General features: G+C 71.7%; 21 protein-coding genes. 10 read left to right on the plus strand and 11 right to left on the minus strand.

Translation table 11 applies throughout. From position 1 onward, the window contains the following. Window positions 1–51 precede the first annotated feature (51 nt). A complete protein-coding gene (locus LXN57_RS23625; RefSeq protein ID WP_251800351.1) occupies window positions 52–675 on the plus strand; it encodes a DUF4870 domain-containing protein in 624 nt (207 codons plus the stop codon). Between the two features lie 37 nt (window positions 676–712). Here LXN57_RS23625 and hemW read toward each other — a convergent pair whose 3' ends face one another. After that, window positions 713–1,915, minus strand: a complete 1,203-nt coding sequence (hemW, locus tag LXN57_RS23630) for a radical SAM family heme chaperone HemW (protein ID WP_251800352.1) — start codon at window positions 1,913–1,915, stop codon at window positions 713–715. A gap of 36 nt (window positions 1,916–1,951) precedes the next feature. Here hemW and LXN57_RS23635 point away from each other — a divergent pair, with 36 nt between their 5' ends. The 3 genes from LXN57_RS23635 (at window position 1,952) to LXN57_RS23645 (ending at window position 5,844) form a co-directional block, all read left to right on the plus strand. Beyond that, entirely contained in the window at window positions 1,952–2,728 is a 777-nt protein-coding gene (locus LXN57_RS23635; RefSeq protein WP_251800353.1) for an enoyl-CoA hydratase-related protein, read from the plus strand. Window positions 2,729–2,786: 58 nt separating this feature from the next. Further along, complete coding sequence (locus tag LXN57_RS23640) at window positions 2,787–3,650, plus strand: hypothetical protein (RefSeq protein ID WP_251800354.1); 864 nt, start codon at window positions 2,787–2,789, stop codon at window positions 3,648–3,650. 139 nt (window positions 3,651–3,789) lie between these two features. Beyond that, on the plus strand, window positions 3,790–5,844 hold the full coding sequence (locus LXN57_RS23645) for a PAS domain-containing protein (RefSeq protein WP_251800355.1): 2,055 nt from the start codon (window positions 3,790–3,792) through the stop codon (window positions 5,842–5,844). A gap of 128 nt (window positions 5,845–5,972) precedes the next feature. On the opposite strand, the gene LXN57_RS23650 is transcribed toward LXN57_RS23645, so the two are convergent. From LXN57_RS23650 to LXN57_RS23665, 4 genes are all read right to left on the minus strand, one after another. Next, the gene (locus LXN57_RS23650) at window positions 5,973–6,248 is read right to left on the minus strand and encodes a GlsB/YeaQ/YmgE family stress response membrane protein (protein WP_251800356.1); all 276 of its coding nucleotides are present in this window, start codon (window positions 6,246–6,248) and stop codon (window positions 5,973–5,975) included. An 80-nt stretch (window positions 6,249–6,328) separates the two neighbouring features. Continuing rightward, entirely contained in the window at window positions 6,329–8,209 is a 1,881-nt protein-coding gene (lepA, locus tag LXN57_RS23655; protein ID WP_251800357.1) for a translation elongation factor 4, read from the minus strand. Window positions 8,210–8,302: 93 nt separating this feature from the next. After that, window positions 8,303–9,058, minus strand: a complete 756-nt coding sequence (locus tag LXN57_RS23660; RefSeq protein WP_251800358.1) for an MOSC domain-containing protein — start codon at window positions 9,056–9,058, stop codon at window positions 8,303–8,305. Window positions 9,059–9,148: 90 nt separating this feature from the next. Next, window positions 9,149–9,682 carry a DUF4240 domain-containing protein gene (locus LXN57_RS23665; protein ID WP_251800359.1) on the minus strand — a complete coding sequence of 178 codons (534 nt, stop codon included), beginning with the start codon at window positions 9,680–9,682 and terminating at the stop codon, window positions 9,149–9,151. Between the two features lie 54 nt (window positions 9,683–9,736). On the opposite strand from LXN57_RS23665, the gene LXN57_RS23670 reads away from it, so the two are divergent. The 4 genes from LXN57_RS23670 (at window position 9,737) to LXN57_RS23685 (ending at window position 11,947) form a co-directional block, all read left to right on the plus strand. Then, complete coding sequence (locus tag LXN57_RS23670; RefSeq protein WP_251800360.1) at window positions 9,737–10,705, plus strand: phosphotransferase family protein; 969 nt, start codon at window positions 9,737–9,739, stop codon at window positions 10,703–10,705. Between the two features lie 142 nt (window positions 10,706–10,847). Next, window positions 10,848–11,114 (plus strand): 30S ribosomal protein S20, encoded by a 267-nt coding sequence (gene rpsT / locus LXN57_RS23675; RefSeq protein WP_251800361.1) that lies wholly within the window; start codon window positions 10,848–10,850, stop codon window positions 11,112–11,114. A gap of 105 nt (window positions 11,115–11,219) precedes the next feature. Then, window positions 11,220–11,465 carry a hypothetical protein gene (locus tag LXN57_RS23680; RefSeq protein WP_221376558.1) on the plus strand — a complete coding sequence of 82 codons (246 nt, stop codon included), beginning with the start codon at window positions 11,220–11,222 and terminating at the stop codon, window positions 11,463–11,465. After that, window positions 11,462–11,947, plus strand: coding sequence for an SRPBCC family protein (locus LXN57_RS23685; protein WP_251800362.1), 486 nt, complete (start codon window positions 11,462–11,464; stop codon window positions 11,945–11,947). The genes LXN57_RS23680 and LXN57_RS23685 overlap by 4 nt, the downstream gene beginning before the upstream one ends. On the opposite strand, the gene LXN57_RS23690 is transcribed toward LXN57_RS23685, so the two are convergent. The 5 genes from LXN57_RS23690 to LXN57_RS23710 all read right to left on the minus strand — a co-directional run bounded on the left by LXN57_RS23690 (window position 11,871) and on the right by LXN57_RS23710 (window position 18,418). Then, complete coding sequence (locus LXN57_RS23690) at window positions 11,871–12,398, minus strand: hypothetical protein (protein ID WP_251800363.1); 528 nt, start codon at window positions 12,396–12,398, stop codon at window positions 11,871–11,873. The two genes, LXN57_RS23685 and LXN57_RS23690, sit on opposite strands and share 77 nt — an antisense overlap. After that, the gene (holA, locus tag LXN57_RS23695) at window positions 12,395–13,375 is read right to left on the minus strand and encodes a DNA polymerase III subunit delta (RefSeq protein ID WP_251800364.1); all 981 of its coding nucleotides are present in this window, start codon (window positions 13,373–13,375) and stop codon (window positions 12,395–12,397) included. The genes LXN57_RS23690 and holA overlap by 4 nt, the downstream gene beginning before the upstream one ends. A 448-nt stretch (window positions 13,376–13,823) precedes the next feature. After that, on the minus strand, window positions 13,824–14,372 hold the full coding sequence (locus tag LXN57_RS23700; protein WP_251800365.1) for a GNAT family N-acetyltransferase: 549 nt from the start codon (window positions 14,370–14,372) through the stop codon (window positions 13,824–13,826). 139 nt (window positions 14,373–14,511) lie between these two features. Continuing rightward, window positions 14,512–16,794 (minus strand): ComEC/Rec2 family competence protein, encoded by a 2,283-nt coding sequence (locus LXN57_RS23705; RefSeq protein ID WP_438872903.1) that lies wholly within the window; start codon window positions 16,792–16,794, stop codon window positions 14,512–14,514. 727 nt (window positions 16,795–17,521) lie between these two features. Further along, window positions 17,522–18,418, minus strand: a complete 897-nt coding sequence (locus LXN57_RS23710) for a ComEA family DNA-binding protein (protein ID WP_438872904.1) — start codon at window positions 18,416–18,418, stop codon at window positions 17,522–17,524. Between the two features lie 1,017 nt (window positions 18,419–19,435). Between LXN57_RS23710 and LXN57_RS23715 the strand changes: the two genes are divergently transcribed. Next, complete coding sequence (locus LXN57_RS23715) at window positions 19,436–20,203, plus strand: putative protein N(5)-glutamine methyltransferase (RefSeq protein WP_251800367.1); 768 nt, start codon at window positions 19,436–19,438, stop codon at window positions 20,201–20,203. Between the two features lie 5 nt (window positions 20,204–20,208). Continuing rightward, window positions 20,209–21,219, plus strand: coding sequence for a hypothetical protein (locus tag LXN57_RS23720; protein WP_251800368.1), 1,011 nt, complete (start codon window positions 20,209–20,211; stop codon window positions 21,217–21,219). On the opposite strand, the gene LXN57_RS23725 is transcribed toward LXN57_RS23720, so the two are convergent. After that, the gene (locus LXN57_RS23725) at window positions 21,216–22,064 is read right to left on the minus strand and encodes a DegV family protein (RefSeq protein ID WP_251800369.1); all 849 of its coding nucleotides are present in this window, start codon (window positions 22,062–22,064) and stop codon (window positions 21,216–21,218) included. The genes LXN57_RS23720 and LXN57_RS23725 overlap by 4 nt on opposite strands. Window positions 22,065–22,088: the final 24 nt, after the last annotated feature.

A 22,088-nucleotide genomic window follows, 5' to 3' on the forward strand; every position in this document is an offset into this window, starting at 1 on the left:
ATCAGCATGTCGCTCTCGACCGCATTGAACTGCGGCTCTACGGTGTCAGCCATGACTGAACCACCTCGCCCGCCCGGTGAAGGTAACCCGAACGACCCGACGCGGCCGTTCAACCCTTATGCGGCTAACGACCCGACTTCCGGTTCGACACCGCCTCCTCCGCCGCCCTACGGCTCGCCACCCCCGTCCGACCCCGGCTACGGCCCGCCGACGTCGGGTCCGGGCTACGGCGCGCCGCCGCCCACCTCCGGCCCCGGTTACGGCGCGCCGCCGCCCGGCTACGGCAACCCGCCGCCGTACGGCTACCAGCAGCCCGGCTACGGCGCCGGCTCGGCCCAGGACGACAAGACCTGGATCCTGATCGCGCACTTCGGCGGCGCGCTGGGCGCCCTCATCGGCGGTGGCCTCGGCGGCTGGATCGCGCCGTTGGTCGTCATGCTCGCCAAGGGCAGTCAGTCGGCGGTCGTGCGGACCGAGGCGGTCAAGGCGCTGAACTTCCAGATCGTCTGGACGATCGCCGGCATCATCGGCTGGGCCACCATCTGTGCCGTCATCGGCTTCGTGATCATCCCGATCGCCGCGCTGATCTCGATCATCTTCGGCGTGATCGCCGGCCTGAAGGCGGTCAACAACGAGCCGTACAACTACCCGATGACCATCAATCTGATCAAGTAGGGCGCGGCAAATGCGCCGGGGACGGAGCCCCGGCGCGTTACACCACGTCCCGGATCACGGCATCGGCCAGCAGGCGGCCACGCAGGGTGAGGGCGAGACGGCCGCTCTCGTACGCCGCGGGATCGAGCAACCCGTCGGCCAGCGCCTGCTTCGCGCCCACCCGGTCGACCCGGTCGAGCGCGATGCCCTCGCGCAGCCGCACCCGCAGCATCACGTCCTCGACGTGCCTGTCCTCGTCGCTCAGCAGTTCCCGCCCGTGCCCGGGCGACAGACCTTCGACGAGCCTCTTCCCGTACGCGGCGGGGTGCTTGACGTTCCACCAGCGAACCCCGCCGACGTGGCTGTGCGCGCCCGGCCCCAGGCCCCACCAGTCGGCGCCGGTCCAATAGAGCAGGTTGTGCCGGCAGCGCGCCGCCTCGGAGGTGGCCCAGTTCGAGACCTCGTACCACTGGAAGCCGGCCTCGCTCAGCGCCGCCTCCGCCGCCAGATAGCGGTCGGCGGCCACGTCGTCCGACGGGTACGGGATCTCGCCCCGCCGCATGCGGGCCGCCATCCGGGTGCCGTCCTCGACGATCAGGGCGTACGCGCTGACGTGGTCGACGCCGGCCTCGACCACCTTGCGCAGCGACCCGGCGAAGTCGTCGGCCGTCTCGCCCGGCGTGCCGTAGATCAGGTCGAGGTTGACGTGCTCGAACCCCGCCTCGCGGGCCTCGATCGCCGCTTGCGGGGCGCGACCCGCCGTGTGCCGGCGATCCAGGATCTTGAGGACGCCCGGCGCCGCCGACTGCATGCCCAGCGAGATCCGGTTGAAGCCGTGCCCGCGCAGGCGGCGCAGGTAGGCGGGGTCGACGGACTCGGGGTTGGCCTCGGTCGTGATCTCGGCCCCCGGCGCCAGCCCCCAGGCCGCGTCGATGCCGTGCAGGATCCGGCCGAGGTCGTCGGCGTCGAGCAGCGTCGGGGTGCCGCCGCCGAAGAACACCGTGTCGACCCGGGCCGGGTTGATCGTGCGGCGGGCCAGGTCGAGCTCCTGCAGCACCGTCTCGGCGTACGTCTCCCGGCTGACACCGCCGCCGAGCTCACTGGCCGTGTAGGTGTTGAAGTCGCAGTAGCCGCAGCGGCTGGCACAGAACGGGACATGAACGTAGACGGCGAACCCGTCTTTTCCGGCGTGCGCCGTCGCTGAATCGGGCAGAGACCCGTCCTGCGGAACGGGTTCGCCATCGGGAAGTGCGCCGGCCATCTCTCAAGTGTGCACGCCGGTCGTTAATCTTCCGCCATGGCTCTGGTCCGTACCGTCACCGACGCCGGGGTGACCACCATGACCCTGGACTCCCCCGCGAACCGCAACGCCCTGTCCACCGCCCTCATGCGCGAGCTGCTGGACGCCCTCGCCGAGGCTCTCACCGACACCCGGGTGCGCGCCGTCGTGCTCTCGCACACGGGCGCCGTCTTCTGTTCGGGCGCCGACCTCAAGGAGACGGCCGCGGCACGCCCCGACGGCCGGGTGCCGGCCGAGATGATGGCCGACGTGCTGGCCGCGCTCTGGGAGTTCCCCAAGCCGGTCGTCGCCCGCGTCGCCGGTCCGGCCCGCGCCGGCGGGCTCGGGTTGATCGCCGCGGCCGACATCGCGGTCTGCACCCGCGACGCCACGTTCGCCTTCTCCGAGGTACGCCTGGGTGTGATCCCGGCAGTGATCAGCGCGACCGTGCTGCCCCGGCTGGCCCCGCGCGCGGCGGCCGAGCTCTATCTCACCGGCGACGTCTTCGACGGCGTCCGGGCGGCGGAGGTCGGCCTCGTCACCGCAGCCGTCACCGCCGAAGAGCTGGACAGCAGGGTGCGCGGCTACTGCGACAGCCTCGTGCGGGGCGGGCCACTCGCGCTCGCCGGCGCCAAACAACTTCTGCGGCGTACGGCGATCCGGGGCGAACTGGCCGAGCTGTCCACCCGGTCGGCGGGCTACTTCCGCTCCGCCGAGGGCCGCGAGGGCATGGCCGCGTTCCGCGAGAAGAGACCCGCCGCCTGGATTCCCGCCGCACCGACAGCGGACGGGTGACGCGGACGAGGTGACCTCGTTGTCTACTCTTGTCGCCTGAACAACAAAGTGGTGGGGGGTGCGAGTGCGCAAGTCACCGGTCGTGGCGGTCGCGATTGCCGCGCTCGTCGGTGTGCTCGGCGTCGTCGTGGTCGTCAACACGTTCTCCGGCAGCATCAAGCTCCCCAAGATCGGACCGGAGTGCACCGTGCGGGCCGACGGCGAGGTCACACTCGACTACGTCCAGATGGCCAACGCCGCGACGATCACCGCGGTCGGGCTGCGCAAGGGCATGCCCGAGCGAGCCGTGGTGATCGCGCTGGCCACCGCGTTCCAGGAATCGAAGCTCGAGAACCTCGACGACGGCGACCGCGACTCGATCGGCCTCTTCCAGCAGCGGCCGAGCCAGGGCTGGGGCACCTTCGACCAGATCAAGGACCCCCGGTACGCGGCCGACAAGTTCTACTCGTCGCTGAAGAAGGTCAAGAACTATCAGAAGATGCGGGTCACCGACGCCGCGCAGAAGGTGCAGCGGTCGGCCTACCCCAACGCGTACGAGAAGTGGGCCGACGAATCGGCCGTCCTGGCCCGCGCGCTGACCGGCCGTGCGACCGGGGCCGTGGAATGCAGCGTGAGCGGCTCCCCGGTGCTGCGCGGGGCCGCCGCCGCGGCGGCGCTGGCCGAGGGGATGCGGCTCGACTGGGGCAAGGGTTTGCCCGAGTCGGCGACAGCCACCGAGGCGGCGCGCCTCACGGTCAAGGTGAGCACCGCGAGCGCGGGCTGGCGGTACGCGCACTGGCTCGTGTCGCACGCCTCGGCCACGGGTCTCGAACGGGTACGTTTCGGCAATCTCGAATGGCACGCCCCGGACGGCCGGTGGCAGGCGGTGAGCGCGGACGGTGGCGCCGGGACCGGACGCGTGGTCGCCGAAGTGTTCAGCTGACGTCGCGTTTCGGTCCGGCCCCGAAAGTTTCGCTTCGGCAATTGATAACTGCGGGTGATGGCGGGCGTCTCGGGTACGCAGTTGCGTAGCGTATACATAGACATGGACAGACAGCTACCACCCTGGTACTAAGTAGGACGTGTCAAGGGCGATCGAGTGGATTCTCCTGGGTGCCGGCAGTTGCACGGCGATCATCGTTGGTCTGCGGTGGCACCGCCCCGCCCGCGTAGGGCCGTGGCTGCTGCTGGCCGGTGCGGTGTTCGCGTTAGCTGTCGGTGACGTTTTCTACGCGTTCGACATGATGTCGGCGGCTACCGGCTGCTATCTGGCGATGTTCGTGCTCGTGGCGGGCGCGCTGTGGCGGTTCACCCAGGGCGGCTCACTGCTGGTCGACCGGGCCCGGCTGCTCGACCTGCTGGCGTTCGCCTGCGCCGCGCTGCTCGTGGTGTGGGTCTTCGTGATCGCCGACAACGGCCCGTGGGCGCAGATCTCGGCGTCCGATGTGATCGGTTGCCTGTTGCTGATCGGCGTCGCCCTGCGCCTCAACATCGCCACCGGCCGCAACATCTCGGCGATGCTGCTGCTGGCCGGCTCGGTCGGCATGCTGGCGAGCGACATTCTCTTCCCGCTGCTGCAGAACGAGGCGGCCGAATCCGGTTTCCGCGTTCTCTACGTCGCCTGGGGCCTGGCCGCGCTGCACCCGTCGATGGTGCGCCTGACCCAGCCGATGCCCCCGCGCACCACCCACTGGCACGGCCGCTGGGCCGCGCTGCTCGGCGCCTCGGTGGCCACCCCGCCGATCGTGCTGCTGATCGAGGCCCTGGACGGCACGGTCCGCGACGGCGTCCCGATCGCCATCGCCGGCGCGATCACCCTGACCCTGACGATCACCCGCCTGGCCGACTCGGTGACCCTCAACAGCCATGCCCTGGCCCGCGAGCGCGGCCTGCGCAGCGCCACGGCCGACCTCGTCTCCGCGGCCGACATCCCCGCCGTCGACGAGGCCGTCCGCGCCGGCGTGGCCGCGCTGATCCCGCCGAACGCCCTGCGCCGCGTCGTCTTCGCCGCCGACGACCGCCGGCTCGCCGCGGCCCAGCTCCCGCCGGCCCCCGCCGGCCGCCGGCCCCGCAGCTGGTGGGCCGACCCCACCCCCACGATCGAGGCCACCGCAGCCCCGGCTCCTCCCACCGGCCGCCCCGACGCAGCCGCCCCGTCCGAGCCCCTGAGCGACTCCGACGACGCCGGACGACTCATCCGCGCTGACGAAGCTCAACGAAGCGGTCGAACCGGCACCGCTATCGCTGTCACCGATCGCCGCGCACCTCGCACCCGGAGCCGGGGCCGCTTCCGTCGTCCCGGTCGGCTGAGCCGGACACTCCGATCCGCCGCCACCCGCGTCCATACGCTGCGACCCGGCACGTCTGCCGCCTCGCCCCGGCCCGGCACGTCTCCCGGCTCGCCGCGGCGGTCCGGCCGTCTTGCCGGCTGGCTCGGTGCGGCGGGCCTGAGCGGCCGGTTCCGATCCAGCGGCTCCGGCCGCTGGTGGAACACGAGCGGCGCCCCGCCGGCCAACGAGGAAACGACGCTGGTCTGTCCGCTGTGGCTGGAGCCACTGGCGGTGGCGCGTCCCAGTGGCGGCGCGCTGATTCTCACCGGCCGCCGCGACGCGCTGACCGCGGCGCACGACGCGCTCGAGGTGCTCGCCGGCCAGGCCGCCCTGGCCCTCGACCGGATCAGCCTGGTCGAGGCCGTGGGCCGCCGCGACAGCGACCTCTACCTGCGCGCGGTCATCAGCAACACCGCCGACCTGATGCTCGTGCTCGACGAGGACCAGCGCATCCGCTACGCCAGCCCCGCCTTGCACGAGGTGCTGGGCGACGAAAAGATCTCTCCTCTGGCCACCCTGGAAGACCTGGTCCATCCCGACGACCGCGGCCAGATTCGCCGCGCGTTCGCCGCCGGCGGCGACGGCACGATGTTCTGCGCCCTCCGCCGCCCCGACCACAGCCAGGTGCTGGTCGAGGCCACCTACCGCGACCTGCGCGAGGACCGCCTGGTTCAGGGGTTCGTGGTGACCATGCAGAACGTCTCCGACACCCAGGACCCGATCGACCGCGTTCCCCTGCGCGACAATGTCGACGAACTCCCGGCCTGGATCAACCGCCGAAGCGCCCAGCACAAGTTCCGCTACTGACGACCGGCCCACCGCGGCCTGGACCATTCCGGGCACTGATTCTTTTCAGCGCACACAGCGAAGATTCTTCGCCGGACACAGCGAAGCGCCGGACCGATTCGGTCCGGCGCTTCGAGGTTCGGCAATCGTTACCGGTGAATGCGACGGCGACCGCCGACGCCGGCCACCAGAGCCACACCGATCGCGGCCAGCACGACCTGGAACAGGAGCTCGATCCAGTCGAAACCGCGGGTGTCGGCGACGCCGGTCGCCCGGGCCAGAACGGTGCCCAGCAGGGCGGCGACGACACCGATGACCAGGGTCAGCCAGATCGGGATGTTCTGCTTGCCCGGTACGACCAGGCGGCCCAGGGCGCCGATGATGAGACCGACGATGAGGGCGGTGATGATGCCGGTGACAGTCATTGGGGTTCCTCTCGGGGGTGAAGCTCTTGTTGCGTCCGTCGAGCCCCAGAGTTCCCGAGTAGCCGAAAACCCAAACCGAATTATTTCTTGTTCGCTCCCTTGGTGTCCGGACCATCAGAAGTCGACAGGGCGGCGATGAACGCCTCCTGCGGCACCTCGACGCGGCCGACCATCTTCATCCGCTTCTTGCCTTCCTTCTGCTTCTCGAGCAGCTTGCGCTTGCGGCTGATGTCACCGCCGTAGCACTTGGCGAGCACGTCCTTGCGGATGGCGCGGATGGTCTCGCGGGCGATGATGCGGCTGCCGATGGCGGCCTGGATCGGCACCTCGAACTGCTGCCGCGGGATGAGCTTCTGCAGCTTGGCGGCGATGCCCACGCCGTACGCGTAAGCCTTGTCCTTGTGCACGATGGCGCTGAACGCGTCGACCGGCTCGCCGTGCAGCAGGATGTCGACCTTCACGAGGTCGGCCACCTGCTCGCCGGACGGCTCGTAGTCGAGGGACGCGTACCCCTTGGTCTTGCTCTTCAGCTGGTCGAAGAAGTCGAAGATGATCTCGGCCAGCGGCAGGGTGTAGCGGAGCTCGACCCGTTCGGTAGAGATGTACTCCATGCCGAGCAGGCTGCCGCGACGGCTCTGGCAGAGCTCCATCACGGCGCCGACGAACTCGTTGGGCACCAGGACGGTCGCGCGCACCACGGGCTCGTGGATCTCGCCGATCTTGCCGTCGGGGAACTCGCTCGGGTTGGTGACGATCCGCTCCTCCGCGTCCTCGGTGTAGACGCGGTACACCACGTTCGGCGCCGTGGAGATGAGGTCCAGGTTGAACTCGCGCTCCAGCCGCTCGCCGATGATTTCGAGGTGGAGCAGGCCGAGGTAGCCGACCCGGAACCCGAACCCGAGCGCCAGCGACGTCTCCGGCTCGTAGACCAGCGCGGCGTCGTTGAGCTTGAGCTTGTCGAGCGCGTCGCGCAGCGCCGGGTAGTCGGAGCCGTCGATCGGGTACAGACCGGAGTAGACCATCGGCTTCGGGTCCTTGTAGCCACCCAGCGCCTCCTTGGCGGGCCGGGTGTTGCCGGTGACGGTGTCACCCACCCGGGACTGCCGTACGTCCTTCACGCCGGTGATCAGGTAGCCGACCTCGCCCACACCGAGCGCGCCGGCCTTCTCCATCTCGGGCGAGACGACACCGATCTCGAGCAGCTCGTGCACGGCGCCGGTCGACATCATCTTGATCTTGTCGCGCGCCTCGATCCGCCCGTCGATGACCCGGACGTAGGTCACCACGCCGCGGTACACGTCGTAGACCGAGTCGAAGATCATCGCGCGGGCCGGCGCGGTCGCGTCACCGACCGGCGGCCGAAGCTCGCGAACGATCTCGTCCAGCAGTTGCTGGACGCCGACGCCGGTCTTGCCCGAGACGCGCAGCACATCGGTCGGCTCGCAGCCGATCAGCTTGGCCAACTCCTCGGCATACTTCTCGGGCTGCGCGGCCGGCAGGTCGATCTTGTTGAGCACCGGGATGATGCGCAGGTCGTTCTCCATCGCCAGGTACAGGTTGGCGAGGGTCTGCGCCTCGATGCCCTGCGCGGCGTCGACCAGCAGAACGGCGCCCTCGCAGGCGGCGAGGGAACGGGAGACCTCGTACGTGAAGTCGACGTGGCCCGGGGTGTCGATCATGTTGAGAACCGCGGTCTCACCCTGCCGGCCACCCTCGCGGACGGTCCAGGGCATGCGGACGGCCTGCGACTTGATGGTGATGCCGCGTTCGCGCTCGATGTCCATGCGGTCGAGATATTGCGCACGCATCTGCCGCGGGTCGACCACCCCGGTGATCTGCAACATGCGGTCGGCCAGCGTCGACTTGCCGTGGTCGATGTGAGCGATGATGCAGAAGTTGCGGATGCGAGCGGGATCGGTCGCACCGATCACGTTCACGCCGGGGTCGAGCGGTCCAGGCACGATCTTCCGTTCTTATCGTCCGAGTGGTGGTCCGGCGAGGCGCCGGCGTGCTCTATCGTCCCACGTCCGCGCGGAAGGCCCACTCACACCCGCTCACACGGGCTCGAGGCGGGCGTGCGGGGAAGGCGGGAACTCGGCCGTGATGGCGTCGCCGGGGCGGACGACGCCGCCGCGGAGCACCACCGCCATGATCCCGCCCTTGCGCACGAGGCCGCCGTGCTCGTCGTGGGCGATCACCTCTTTCAGCAGGCCCGGCCGGAAGTTGTTGATCTGCTGGCAGGGATTGCGGAGACCCGCGACGACCAGGGCCGGACGGGAGTCGGGGCCACGTTCCTGCTCGGCTGCCTCTTCCCGGGCGAGGGCAGCCCGCAACGCTTCGGCGGCGCGGGCGGTCGGCTCGTTCAGCGTGGCCGCGGCCGCCGCTCCCAGCACACCGGCCAGCACGTTCCCGGCGGCCTCGTCGCGGCCGCTATTCCCGGCGCGGTCGGCGCTTTCGGGGTGGTTTGCGCTTTCGGGCGGTGGGCCGAAGCGCAGGATCGTCCCCACCGGCAGGTCGAGCAGGGCCAGACCGCGGGTCGTCACGTTCTCGCCCAGGTTGCCCGGCCGGACGTCATAGCCCTTCCGCGCGACGTCGGCGAACAGCTCCTCGTGGATCAGGTGGACCTGCCGCAGGTTGGGCTGCGCCGGGTCGGCCTTGACCCGGCTCCGGTGCCGCACGTGGACACCCGCGTGTGTGTCGCCTTCGACGCCCAGGCCCGCCACCAGCACGATCGCGTCTCGCGCGGGCTTGGTGAACGAGTAGACGCCGTTCTGGTTGACCGAGGCCACTTCCCCGTGCGCAGTCTCCATGGGCCGAAGTCTGACCGAACCGCGCCGACCGGCTCGACCCATTTCTCAGCTCACTCGGGGTTTCTCAGCTCACTCGGGCGGGGCCTCAGCTCACTCGGGCGGGGCCAGGAAGAGTTCGGAGAGTTTCGGCAGGCGGCGCTGCATCTCCTCCTCGTTGTCGAAATCCCACAGGTCGGCGGCCTCGGGGCGGGTCACCGGGCGGTCGGACGCGGGGAACCCGTTGCCGGTCGCCTGGGCGTAGGCCTCGGCCGCGATGGACAGCACCTCTCCGGCCTCGAAGACCGCGCCCGAGTCGGCCGCGGCCCGCACCACCGCCACGTCGGCCAGCGAGTCGGGAGACTTCACCGACCGGGCCACCGCGTCGCGCCCGTGCGCGATCAGCCAGCCGCGGAAGCTGTCGAAACCCTCTTCGGAACAGCCACCGTTGATCAGATAGGCCGCCGCCCACAGATCCTGTGTGCCGGAGGCGACCATGACCTTGTCGAGATGACGACCCCAGGCCACGATCTCGTCGGGATCGCGGGTGGCCAGGTCGGCCACGGCGCGCTGGGCCACGTCGGCGGGCGAGGCGGGCCGGTCGGCGGTCGCCCGGCTGATGACTGCCCAGAAGTCGTCGGTTCTCATGCCGCAGATCCTGCCAGTGGGGTACGACAGAACGGGACCGGGCAGGATGGGGTCGTGCGAACGATTTCGCTGCCTGATGTGCCCTACGGGTCCACCGCGGTGCGCCCGGGCTGGTCCGACCTGCCCGAGAGCCTCCGCGAAGCCGTCGCGGCCCGCCTCGACGGGCCGGTCGTCACCGTGAAACCCGCGGGCGGCGGCTTCACCCGGGCGTTCGCGGCACTCGTGACGACGGCTGACGGGGTGACCGGCTTCGTCAAGGCCGCGCCCCGGCCCGACCCCACCTCCGACTGGTACGCCCGTGAGGCGTTCATCACGTCACGCCTGCCCGCGGCCGTGGCCGCTCCCCGGCCGCTCTGGACGATGGTCGAGTCCGACCATTTCGTGCTGTGCCTCGAACCGGTCGACGGCCACGTGCCGGCGCTGCCGTGGTCGCAGCCGGAACTCCGCGCGGCCCTCTCCGCCTGGTCCACCGCCGCCGAGGCGCTCGCCGTCCCGAGCCGCGACCTGCTCGAGGCCGGCGTGCCGGCGCTGGCCGACATCGTGCGCGGCGAGATGTCGTGGTGGACCGAGATCGCCGCCGGCCGGGAGCCGATGCCCCGCACGGCGCACGGCACCGTCGCGCCGACGCGGCTCGCCCACCTGGCCCGGCTCGAGCAGGAATTGCCGGCCCTGGTCGCCGGCGACGCCCTCATGCACGGCGATCTGCGGGTCGACAACGTCCTCATCGACCGGGCCGGCCACGCCCTGCTCTGCGACTGGACCTGGCCGTGCCTGGGCGCGCCCTGGTTCGACACCGTGACCCTGCTGGTCACCGCGTTCGCGAGCGGGCTGGACGCGGACGGATACCTGGCAAACTGGAACGCCCCGGCCGAGGGCGTCGATGGGGCGCTGGCCGCCCTGGCCGGCTACTGGCTGGTGCGCGCCGACGGCGGGCCGAGCAGCGCGTCCCCGCACAGCCGCCAGCATCAACGCTTCAGCGGCGAGCAGGCGCTGGCTTGGCTGGCCGACCGCCGGGGCTGGTGAGGGCGTTTTGGCGGCGCGCCGGGTGGCTGGTAGTGTGGATTCTCGCGTGTGGTGAAGCGCCATTGTCCGCTGATTTCGGTCTGCGGTGGCGACCACCCTGCTGAGACCGTTTCCGAACACCTAGTCAGGACAAGGCTGTCGCGTGGCGAACATCAAGTCCCAGATCAAGCGCAACCGGCAGAACGAGAAGGCCCGGCTGCGTAACAAGTCGGTCAAGTCGTCGCTGAAGACCGTGATCCGCAAGCTCAATGAGGCGAGCGAGGCCGGCGACGCGCAGACCGCAACGACGCTGCTGCGTGACGCCTCTCGTCAGCTGGACAAGGCCGTGAGCAAGGGCGTCATCCACAAGAACCAGGCGGCGAACCGCAAGTCGGCCATCGCCAAGCGCATCACCGCGCTGTCCGCCTGACTCTTCGCGGGTAGCACCTGTAAAAGGCTGCACTCCGGGCACCGCCGGACCTCATGTCCATGGCGGTGCCCGGTGTCTTTTTGTCTCGGGTGTTACCTTGGTACCGTGGTAAACATCGAGAGAACGCAGACGGGCGTGCGCCTCGAACGCAACACGCTCAAGGTTCTGAAGGGCCTGGCCGAATACCTCGACATGTCCCTGGGCGAGTTGCTCGAGGGCATCACCCTGCACGCGTTCGAGGGCAAGGCGCCGTTCACGCCGCAGACCCTGGCCAAAATCGATCAACTGCGTTCCGTGTACGGGCTGAGCCTCACCGCCGCCGACGCGCACCGCCTCGAGGAGCGGCAATGACCGCCGCCACCGGCCGGTTCGCGCTGCCGATGCCCCCGCACGAGGCGTTCCACCTGTTCACGCCCCGCGGCGAGCAACTGTGGGCGGAGGGGTGGCAGCCGCACTTCCCGGCATCCACCACCGACGACACCGAGCCCGGCACGGTCTTCGTCACCACCGCCCACGACCGCGTCACGACGTGGGTCGTCGTCGACCGCGTGGCGGGCCGGACGATCCGCTACGCCAGGGTCGTCCCCGGTGTCACGGCCGGCACCGTCCGCGTCGACCTGCACCCGGCGGCCGGCGGCACCGAGGTCACCGTCAGCTACGACCTCACGGCCCTGGCCGCCGAGGCCGAGCCGGACCTGCGGGACTTCTTCGCCGGGTTCGGGCGCTATCTCGAATCGTGGCGCGAGGCCATCGGCGCTATTCGTAGCGGCGAGTGGCGGACTGGCGGATCCACTGCTGCTGCGCCTCGGCCCGCTCCGCCCACGGGCGCTTGATCGGGGCGCCGCGGCCATGGTCGATCACGCCGGGCAGGCGCTTGGTCGCGTCCTCGCCCACGCCGGCCTCGTAGGACGCGAACGCGCTGACGGTGACCTCGTGAGGCACCCCGGCGGGCCGCAGGAACGCCGCTTGCGCATGCTCCGCACCGGCCGCGCGGGCCACGGCGCCGAGGCCGCTTCCGAGGTTTCCGCCCACGGGTGCCGACGGCGGGGCCAGCGAGCCGGCGATCACGTCGTTGAGCTTGACCATGATGGCGACGGTGGCCGGCAGCACCAGCACACCCCACCAGCTCACCAGCTCGGCCAGGGCGAGCAGGATGCCCAGCGCGACCGCGCCCTCGAGGAACACGAAGCAGAGGAACCCGCTCGGCGTCAGGAACCGGAGCCGCAACATGCGGGCATAGAGCGGCCGGTGCCCGACCGGCTCGGGGCTGCGCGGCCGGCTCATCGCGCACCGCCCGCGCGGGCCGCGGCCACGGCGAAGACGGCCCGTTCCAGGGCGTAGCCACGGTCTTCGGCGCCGCCCTTGACCGCGGCGTTGCAATCGGCGGCCGCACGCATGGCGTCGACGAGGCCCTCCGGCGTCCAGCCGCGGCTGCGTTCCTGCGCGCGCTGGATCTTCCACGCGGGCATGCCGAGCGAGCTGGCCATCTGGTACGGATTTCCGCGCCCGGCCGAGGCCACCTTGGCCACCGTGCGCACACCGTCGGCGATCGCGTCGGCGATCGGCACCGGGTCGACGCCGACGTGCAGCGCCCACCGCAGCGCCTCGAGCGCCCCCGGCACGTCACCGATCATCGCCGCGTCGGCCACCGTGAACCCGCTGACCTCGGCCCGCCCCCGGTAGTAGCGGGCGACGACGGCCTCGGTGATCTTGCCGTCGGTGTCGGCCAGCAGCTGCGAGCAGGCCGCCGCGATCTCGCGCAGGTCGTTGCCGACGGACGCGAGCAGCGCCGACGCGGCCGCCTCGTCACACCGGCCGCCGTTGCGCCGGAACTCGTCGCGCACGAAGGCGATGCGTTCGCGGTCGCCCTTGAGCTTCGCGGCCGGCACGACGGTGGCCCCCGCCGAACGCAGCCCGTCGGCCAGCGCCTTGCCCTTGGCCCCGCCCAGGTGGGTGACGATCAGCGAGACGTCGGGGTCGGGGTTCTTCGCGTACGCCAGCAGGGCCGCGATCAGATCCTTCCGCGCGTCCTGCCCGCTGCGGATCACGAGGACGCGCCGCCCGCCGAACAGCGACGGGCTCAGCATCTCGGCCACCTCACCGGCGGCCAGGGCACCGGCCTCGTACTCCCGGACGTCGGCGCCCGGCTCGGCCGCCCGAGCCGCATCGACGGCGGCGGTGACCGCGCGAGCGGAGAGCAGTTCCTCGTCGCCTTGGACGAGCAGCAACGGGGCGGGAGGCGCGGTGTTCACGCCCAACATCGTTGCACGAAGGGCTGACGTTTCCGCGAGCCTCACTCCTTAGCGCAGACTCGTGGATCAGGGAATGCGAAAGCAGACATATCGGCGCCGAGCCATGCCGGCGCCCCTCCGCCCGGTGCTAGATCAGGCTGAATGTCTCCGCGACCCACTCACACGTACCCGATCGCCCATCAACCCCCATCATCAGTTACAACTCCCACCTGAAAGGACTAACCCGGGCGTGTCGGCGCGCCCCCGTCGCGAGTCAACCCCACCGCAGGCGTGCCGGCGCGGCCCCGTCACTAGCCAGTCCCACCGCAGACGTGCCGTCCCGCCCCCGTCACTAGCCGGCCCCACCGCAGACGTGTCGGCGCGGCCCCGTCACTAGCCAGTCCCACCGCAGGCGTGCCGTCCCGCCCCCGTCGCTAGCCGGCCCCACCGCAGACGTGTCGGCGCGCCCCGTCGCTAGTCAGTCACGCGGCAACTCGGACGGGAGCATCGAGCCGACCCAGGCGTCCACCCGGGCACCCCGGTGCACGAGCCGCTGCCGCAGCACGGCCTCGACGGTGAACCCGGCCTTCTCGGCCACCCGCCGCGACGCCACGTTGCCGACCTCGGCCCGCCACTCGACAAGGCCCAGCCCGAGCGTTCCGAACGCCCACCCGCACAACGCCCGCGCCGCCGCCGTCGCCACCCCGCTCCCCCGAGCCGCGGGGTCCATCCAGTAACCGATCTGCCCCGCCCCCGCCCCGTCCAGCCCGAGTCCCATCCGCCCGAGACGCCGTCCCGCCCCATCGCCGGCCGACTCGACCACGAACTCGGCCCGGCTGCCGGAGTCCCACCCCGCCACACACATCTCGCGGACGAAGAACTCGGCGTCGCTCCGGCGGTACGGAACCGGAATCTGGACGTACTTCTGCACGAGCGGATCCCGCGAGACCGCATCCACCCAGGCAATGTCCGACTCCTCGAACGGGCGCAGCCGAATGCCGCCGGCGCTGATCGTCTCTCGCTCCATCCCGGCATTGTCCGGCGACCAGCCAGGTCAGACCCCGGGCGGATCCCACGCGACACCGACCAGAACCACAGTCGGCGCCCACCACGCCGCCGACCGGACCGCAGCCGCCGACCGGACCGCAGCCGTCAGCCACTGCGGCTCACGGCCTCGGCGGGTCGCCACGCGCGACGACGGCCAGACCACGGCCGGTGGCCACCGCGGCGAGGTCGCCCGACTGATCCGTACGCAGGACGCGCGCACCGCCCCGGGACAGCCGCGCCATCAGCGGGACGTTCGGATGGCCGTAGTCGTTGCCCAGCCCGACCGACACCAGCGCCACCGACGGCCGGATCTCGTCGATGAACCGCGGCGACTGGTAACTCGAGCCGTGGTGGGAAACCTTCAGCACGTCGGCCCGCACGGCGCCCGGACCGAGGTGATCCAGCATGTCCTCTTGTTCCTCCGTCTCGGCGTCGCCGGGCAGCAGGATCGTCCGGCCGTCCACTTCGGCGCGCAGCACGAGCGAGTTGTTGTTCGGGTCCGAGTTGGTGCCCCGCAGCGGCTCGACCGGCCCGAGCACCGTCAACCGCAGACCACCGACCGCGTACGTCCATCCGGCGCCCACCGCGTGCACAGGCACCCGCCCGGCCGCCTCGGCGACCGCGGCCCGGCCGGCGGGCGGCTCCGGCCAGTCCGGTCCGACCACTCCGCGCAGGTCCCGGCCCCGGATGACCCCCGCGACGCCGCCGATGTGGTCGGCATGGAAGTGGCTGACCACGAACAGCGCGACCTGCCGCACCCCGAGACGCCGCAGGCAGTGGTCGACAGCGTTCGGCTCCGGACCGGCGTCGACGACAACCGCGCGCCCCGCTCCCGCCGGCAGCACGATCGCGTCGCCCTGTCCCACCGCGCACGCGACCACGACCCAGCCGGGCGGCGGCCAGCCCGAGGCGAGCAACCGGACGGGCAGGGCGCCCAGCACGCCCCCGAGTGCCACCACCGTGACCAGCTTCCGGATCAACGGCCGGCGCGTGGCGATCAGCAATCCGACGGTGATCACCGCGAGCAGCAGCGCGCCGGTGAGCCCGCCCGGCCACGGCAACGCACCGGCAGGCACCCGCGCGCCGTAGGTCGCGAGCAGCACCAGCCACTGCGCCGGCCAGTGCCCCAGCCAGGCTGCGAACTCGGCCCCGGCCGGCCAGACCGGCGAGATGACAGCCGCGGTGACCCCGAACAGCGTCGCCGGCGCGATGGCCGGGACAGCCAGAAGGTTCGCGGGAACGGCGACGATGCTGATCGTGCCGGACAGCCCCGCCACCACCGGCCCGCACGCCACCTGCGCCGCCGCGGGCACGGCGAGCGCCTCGGCCAGGCCCGCCGGGCACCCCCGGCGGCGTAGCCCGTCCCGCCAGACCGGAGCCAGCAGCAGCAATCCCGAGGTGGCCAGCACCGACAGCGCGAAGCCCGCGTCCGATGCCAGCTCCGGGTCGGCCACGATCAGCACCGCCACGCCAGCCGCCAGCGCAGGCAGTGCCGCCCGCCGCCGCCCCGACGCCAGCCCGATCAGCCCGATGGCGCCCATCGCCGCCGCCCGCACCACGCTGGGCGACGGCCGCGCGAGGATCACGAACCCGACGAGCGCCACCGCACAGACCACCGCAGTGACGACCGGCCCGGCACGCGTCCGCCGCACGGCGAAGAGCACGACCCCCAGCAAAATAGCGACATTAGCCCCCGAAACAGCGTTCAAGTGGGTCATTCCGGTTGTGCGAAAGTCCTCCTCCAGCCCCGGGTCGAGCCGACTGGTGTCGCCCACGACCAGGCCCGGAAGCAGACCGCCGGGCAGGTCGGGCAGCGGCTCGCAGGCCCGCTGAAGCCCCGCTCGCAGCACGCCGGCGGCCCGTTGCGCCCACGACGGCCGCCCGACCAGGGCCGGCGCCTCCCGCACCGAGGCCACCACGGCCCGCAGGTCCCCACCGCGCGGCGGCAGCAACTTGCCCTTGGCCGTCACCCGCTGCCCCGGCAGCAGCCCCCGCCACCCCGGATCGCTGCCCAGCACCAGAGCCCGCGCCGAGAGCCGCAGCCCACCAGCCCCTTCCGCCCTGACCGCTTCCAGATCAACCGCCACGATGTACGTCGGCGGCCGCCCCACCGACCCCCGAGCGGCCCGCGGATCGTCGCGCACGACCATCCGCATCCACACCGGATCCCCCGCCTCGACCAGCGCGACCAGCCCCCGCGCCTCCCGAACACTCACCCGGGCCGCCGTAGCCACCGCCCCACAACCCACCCCCAGCAGAACCGCAACACCCACCCACCGCCCAGCCCGAACCCAACCGGGCCCGCTCGCCGCAACCCGACCCCCACCCGCTCGCGCAAGCATCAAAATGAACCACCCCAGCGAAGAGCCGACTCCATCCGGCGAACCGGATCGCCCTCGCAAAGAACCGACCACACCCGGCGAACCGGATCGCCGTCGCGAACCACCGACCCGACCCGGCAGACCCGACCGCTCTCGCGAGAAGCCGACCCCACCCGACGAACCGGACCGCACCAGCGAACGGTGGGCCTTGCCCGGCGAAGAGAAATCCGACCGCCGGCCAAGCGCAGCGTCTACCTGCCGACCGGCGTCGTCCGCCCCCTCCGGTGCCCAGCAATCCGGCCCCTCCGGTGCTTTGGACTCTGAGTGGTCCGTCCGCCGTGTGACCTGGACCAACGCCGCCGCGAGGGCCAGCGCACCCGCTCCGATCAGCAAGCCCGTCCGAGCCGACAGGTAGAGGGCCGCCAACGCCGACGCCCACACCGCCACGGCAAAGCCCGCCAGCCTCAAATCCACGACGTCCCGCCCGCCGAAGCGGCCCTTCGCCTCAGAACGCCCCGGGTCCCGGCCCGAGTCGCCACGAGCCCCGCTCATGAACCAGCCCTCGCGCCGAACTGAGATGACACAGCACAGCCCGACAAGAGGCACATGAAGGCCAAGCATGAGCCGGCCCTCGCGCCGGACCGAGGTGGCACAGCAGCGCCCGATGGAAGGCACACAAAGGCCGAGGCGGACCAGGCCCTCTGGGCCGCAGCTCTTAGGCGGTTGAGCCGCCCATGGGGACGATGTCGGCCGGCGAGGCACGCGGCAAGCCGAACGCCGGACAGGTTGCGGACGCCGAGGCCGGCAGTCACACCGTCACCAGGTCTTTGAGCTGGTCGTAGCGGGCGTCGCCGATGCCGTCGACCTTGCGGAGGTCGCCGACCGCGCGGAAGCCGCCCTGGGCGTCGCGAGCGTCGAGGATGCGTTGGGCCAGCACCGGTCCCACGCCCGGTAGTTGATCAAGGTCGGCGAGGGTGGCTGTGTTCAGGTTGAGCGGGGTGCCCGCGCCGGGGCCGGCAGCGGCCGGGCCGGTGGGCTGGACGACGCCCGGGGGCGGGGTCACGCCCACCATGATGAGCTCGCCGTCGACCACCTTGCGGGCGAGGTTGAGCACGGCCACGTCGACGCCCGGCTCCGCACCGCCCGCAGCGGTCAGGGCATCGGCGACCCGAGCCCCGGGCGCCAAGCGAACCAGGCCGGGCCGGCGGACCTTGCCACCCACCGCGACGACCACCTCGCTGGCGGCAGAGGCCGGCCCACGGACCGCAGCGGGCGGTTCGTCGCCGCCTTCCGACTCGACAGCGCCGAGCGGAGGCGGCGCGACGGGATCGACCTGGGGCCGGGAACGCCACGCCAGCACGGCCGCAATCAGAATCACCACGGCGGCGACGGCAGCCAGGGCACGGACGCCGCGACGTCCCGGATCGAAGGCCCCCAGCCCGAACCGGCGACCGCCGTCCACCGAGCCGCCAAAGGCACCCACGCCCGTCAGCCCCTCCGGTTCGGACGCGTTCGAGTCATTCGAGCCGCTGAACTCGAACCGCTCAGCGGCCGGGTCGAACGTGTAGCTCTCGGACGGCGGATACCCCGCATCCGCCTGTTCGGCGATTCCGTCGCCGGCCGCGCGATAGAGCGGGTGGCCGGGCGCGTAGTAGGTCCCGTTCTCCGAGGCCGTCCAATCAGCCGGAGGCAGCCGACGCTCCACGGGCGCAGGAGCGGGCGCAGGAGCAGCAGCGGGCGCAGTCACCGGCATCGGCACCGCTAAAGGCAAGGCCGTCCGGACGCCGGCCCAGCCAGGCAACGGCTCGGATTCAGGCATGAGGTCTCCCAGGTGTGAAGTCAGAGGATCGGCACTCCCCACCACGGGGTACGCCCCCGTGCCCGCCCGCACCGCCACAATGACCGGCGGCGGTGAAACAGCGATCGGCCCCGCCGCAGCAGGCCCCAAGGGCGCGGCCGGTTCCGGTGGCGCCGCCAGGACGGACGAACCGTTGAGTGCCGCCGGGCGAGCAAAATCCGGCGACGCCACGGCAGTAGGCATCGAGGCGATGGCGTGGTCCGATGCGAGGGCGCTCACCGACGATCCGGTGTCCCCGGCCGCGGGATGGAGCGAAGCCGGCGGCGTGGCCCACGGCGTCCCCGGCCGATAGCCGTCCGGTGAGGCGAAAGGAGCCGAGCTGCCCGGCTCAGCAGAGCCAGGAGGCGCGACTGGTCGGCCCGGGTGAAATACGGCGCTGGGCGCCGCCTCCAGGTTTACGTCGTCGGGCCAGGCCGGAATGATGTCGGACCACTGCAACGGCTCGCGCAGCTCGGCCAGATCAGCCAGCCCATCGCCAGGAGGCACGGACGCAACGCCAGGAGACACGGACACAGCGCCAGGAGCCGCAGACGTAACGCCAGAAGAGGGAGGGCCGGACGCATCAAAGCCGGGCGGAGCAGCACCGAACGACGGCGGCTGGGACGGCAAAGGCCGGCTTGGCCTGACCCCGAGGTCGGACCCCCGCCCCCCACTGCCGGAAACGGAACTGGCAGCCGTCGGCAAGGATGGACCCGGGCGACCGAGGACCGACCGGAGCCTCTGGGCTACGGCGTCGTCGGGTGGCTTCCGCTCTCGCACGCCACGCACGCTAGGGAGTTTCCGGCCCCCGCGACCCCGCCCCTGTGGACAGAGGTGCATTGTGGATAACTCGGCGACCCGGCCGGGCTGTGATATGGGATGAGCGTGACAACGAGCGAGAACGCGCTGGCCACGGCCATCGTCCGGCTGCGGGCGGCGGGTTGCGTCTTCGCCGAGGAGGAAGCGGCCGTCCTGCGTGACGCCGCCACGAACGACGCCACCCTCGGCGAACTCGTCGACCGCCGGGCTCGCGGCGAGCCCCTGGAGCAGGTGGTCGGTCACGCCGATTTCGCCGGCATCCGCGTACGGCTGCGGCCCGGCGTTTTTGTCCCCCGCGTCCGCAGCCGGCTGCTGGTCGAGCTGGCCGCCGCCCACCACCCCGGCGTGCTGCTCGATCTCTGCTGCGGCTCCGGCGCTCTCGGCCTGGCCGTCCGCCACCGTCGGCCCGACGTCGAACTGCACGCCGCCGACCTCGACCCCACCGCCACCGCCTGCGCCCGCGACAACGGCGTTCCCCGCGTCTACCAGGGCGACCTCTTCGCCCCTGTCCCCCTGGCCCTGCATGACCGCGTTGACGTCCTGCTGGCCAACGTCCCTTACGTGGCCACCGCCCACCTCCCGTTCCTGCCGTCCGAGGCCCGCGATCATGAGCCGCGCACGGCCCTCGACGGCGGCCGGGATGGTCTTGATATCTTTCGCCGCGTCGTCGGGAGCGCTCCCGTTTGGCTCGCCGAGGGCGGCATCCTGCTTTCCGAGGTAACCGAAGCCCAGGAATGGCCGGCGATCGAGGCTCTGCGGAAATCGGGTCTGGACGGCGAGGTGATCTGGGACGAAGATCTCGATGCCCGAGTGATCAGGGCCCGGAAGGTCTAGTGACGATGCGAAGGTTGGCGCGGGTCAGGCTGGCCACCCAGGTGGTGCGGCAGCTGCGCAAGGCCGGCTTCAAGGCCGTACGCTACGACGCCCGAGCCTTCGAGGTCCGATTCGCCCCTAATATCCAGCAGGAGCCGTCCATCGTCGATCTGGCCCCGCTCCTCGCCAAGAGCCGCAAACAGGTCAAGAGCTACCTGTCCGGGCTGACCGCCAACCCCGTCCCGCCGACCTGGCAGCTGGCCCGGCCCCTGCTCCGGCCCGTCCTCCGCGGCTGCACGCCGGGCACGCCGCTGAGCCGCCCGGCCCTGCCCTACCTCTTCGAGTACGTCGTCATCGATCACCCCGAGGCGATGACCTATGTCACCGGGGAACAGACCGACGCCTGGGCCGTACGCGCGGACGAGGTCTTCGCGGCCGCCCGGTCCAACCTGGTGGGCGCCACGCTCAAGAGCGCCCCCACCGAGGTCGTCCGCTTCGTCGACGACGGCGACGCGTACTGGAGCTCGCATCTGCTGCTGCGGCACTGGCTGGAACGCCTCGCACCCCAGGTCGACGGCCCGCCGCTGGCGTTCGTCCCCGAGCGCGGCACCCTGCTGATCACCTCGGCGACCAGCCCTCACCTGCGGGCCCTCTTCGCCCAGGCCGAGGAGCTCTACGCCCGGTCGGCCCGCCCCATCACCCCGATGGCGTACGTCAGCGACGCCAACGGCTGCACGGTGCCCTACACCGCCGGCCCGGGCCATCCCCTGCACCACGTGGTCCAGCGCGCTCAGGCCATCCTCGCCGTTCAGGAGTACGCCCGGCAGGCCACCCACCTCACCGAGCCCGCGGCCGAACTGGAGGTGGTGGGTGACGACGGCGCCGGCTGGCACACCCGGGCCGCCTGGGACGAGAAGTCCCTGCTCCCCACGGCCGACGAGGTGATCATCGGCGACCGCACGATCCCCTGGTCCGAGCTGGCTCCCCGCCTGGAACCGGTCACCGGCCTCAACCCGATCCGGTGGCAGCGCGGCTAACCGCGCCGGTGCACCACGACGCCGGCCAGGCCCGGCCCCACGTGCGCGGCCACCACGGCGCCGACCTCGGTCAGGTAGCAGTCGCGAAGCCTGTCCCCCAGCCGCATCGCGATCGCGTCGGCCAGCGCTGCGGCCCGGTCCGGCTGCTCGAGGTGGTGCACGGCGATGTCGACCTCGCCGTCCCCGGAGGCCTCCACGGCCAGGTCGACGAGCTTCGCCAGCGCCCGCCCGGCCGTCCGCACCCGGTCCGTGACCACGATCGCACCGTCCGCCATGTGCAGGATCGGCTTGACCGACAGGGCCGTGCCGAGCAGCGCCGAAGCCGCCCCGATGCGTCCGCCGCGGCGCAGGAACTCGAGGGTGTCGACGTAGAAGAGCGTGCTCACCCGCGAAACGTGGTCGACCGCCACCCGCCGTACGGAATCAAGGTCTTGACCTTCGCGGGCCGCGGCCGCCGCCGCGAGGGCCGCGAATCCCAGCCCCATGCCGGCCGTGCCGCTGTCGACCACCTCGACGCGCGGCCCCAGCTCGAGCGCGGCCAGCGAGGCCGCCTCGAAGGTGCCGGAGAGCTTGGCCGACAGGTGGATCGAGACGATGCCGTCGGCGCCGTCGTCGAGCAACCGCTGGTAGGCCGCCGAGAACTGGGACGGCGCGGGCCGTGACGTGCTGACCGCGGCGCGGCGCTCACCCAGCGCCCGGGCCACCTCGGCCGGCTGGACCTCGAGCCCTTCGAGCCCGTCCTCGCCGTTGATGACCACCGTGAGGGGCACGACGGTCAGCTCATACGAGCCGCTGAGTTCGGCGGGCAGGTACGCGGTGGAGTCGGTGACGACCGCGACGGGCATGCGGGCACGGTAGCCGATCGGCTC

This window comes from Paractinoplanes hotanensis, from assembly GCF_023717965.1.
GTDB lineage: Bacteria > Actinomycetota > Actinomycetes > Mycobacteriales > Micromonosporaceae > Actinoplanes > Actinoplanes polyasparticus.

What these genes read in the sequence shown, in the direction of transcription:
- LXN57_RS23690 (WP_251800363.1), bottom strand. Translation starts at nt 12,398, where the DNA reads ATGAGCCGGCCGCGCAGCCCCGAGCCGGTCGGGCACCGGCCGCTCTAT.
- LXN57_RS23685 (WP_251800362.1), top strand. Translation starts at nt 11,462, where the DNA reads ATGACCGCCGCCACCGGCCGGTTCGCGCTGCCGATGCCCCCGCACGAG.
- hemW (WP_251800352.1), bottom strand. Translation starts at nt 1,915, where the DNA reads ATGGCCGGCGCACTTCCCGATGGCGAACCCGTTCCGCAGGACGGGTCT.
- LXN57_RS23725 (WP_251800369.1), bottom strand. Translation starts at nt 22,064, where the DNA reads ATGCCCGTCGCGGTCGTCACCGACTCCACCGCGTACCTGCCCGCCGAA.
- LXN57_RS23625 (WP_251800351.1), top strand. Translation starts at nt 52, where the DNA reads ATGACTGAACCACCTCGCCCGCCCGGTGAAGGTAACCCGAACGACCCG.
- LXN57_RS23665 (WP_251800359.1), bottom strand. Translation starts at nt 9,682, where the DNA reads ATGAGAACCGACGACTTCTGGGCAGTCATCAGCCGGGCGACCGCCGAC.
- LXN57_RS23720 (WP_251800368.1), top strand. Translation starts at nt 20,209, where the DNA reads ATGCGAAGGTTGGCGCGGGTCAGGCTGGCCACCCAGGTGGTGCGGCAG.
- LXN57_RS23635 (WP_251800353.1), top strand. Translation starts at nt 1,952, where the DNA reads ATGGCTCTGGTCCGTACCGTCACCGACGCCGGGGTGACCACCATGACC.
- holA (WP_251800364.1), bottom strand. Translation starts at nt 13,375, where the DNA reads ATGTTGGGCGTGAACACCGCGCCTCCCGCCCCGTTGCTGCTCGTCCAA.
- LXN57_RS23650 (WP_251800356.1), bottom strand. Translation starts at nt 6,248, where the DNA reads ATGACTGTCACCGGCATCATCACCGCCCTCATCGTCGGTCTCATCATC.
- LXN57_RS23700 (WP_251800365.1), bottom strand. Translation starts at nt 14,372, where the DNA reads ATGGAGCGAGAGACGATCAGCGCCGGCGGCATTCGGCTGCGCCCGTTC.
- LXN57_RS23660 (WP_251800358.1), bottom strand. Translation starts at nt 9,058, where the DNA reads ATGGAGACTGCGCACGGGGAAGTGGCCTCGGTCAACCAGAACGGCGTC.